This is a genomic window from Pseudomonas sp. 2995-1 (assembly GCF_002742505.1).
Taxonomy (GTDB): domain Bacteria; phylum Pseudomonadota; class Gammaproteobacteria; order Pseudomonadales; family Pseudomonadaceae; genus Aquipseudomonas; species Aquipseudomonas sivasensis.
The window spans coordinates 1-280 of sequence record NZ_LJSA01000205.1 but is presented as its reverse complement, the minus strand read 5'-3'; the positions used below and the strand labels follow the sequence as shown (position 1 = coordinate 280).

Annotated in this window: 1 protein-coding gene; it reads right to left on the bottom strand. The window is 35.7% G+C overall.

Annotation, left to right across the window (positions count from 1 at the left end; translation table 11 throughout):
* On the bottom strand, positions 1-189 hold a 189-nt coding region (locus AOA61_RS31770), incomplete at its 3' end, for a hypothetical protein (protein ID WP_218197329.1).
* Positions 190-280 lie beyond the last annotated feature (91 nt).

Genomic DNA, 280 nt, shown 5'->3' with positions numbered 1-280 from the left:
TAGTATCACTTTTTCTGTGAAATCCAAACATTGATCTTCACTTTCATCTTGCATATAGATGATATATTTTTCCACAGCAGTTTTTCTATCAAAGGAAAAAAGGTTTAAGCCTCTATCTATGTCGATGATTCCCTCTTTATGTAAATACTCATGGATACTGGTCCACTCACTATCCCATACACTCTTCACCAGTCCAGCCTTTAGAGGATTTTGGTGTATATACCTCAGTGTTGTTTTGAGATAACTATCACTTTCAACATTTTCACTCCTATACCTCTCC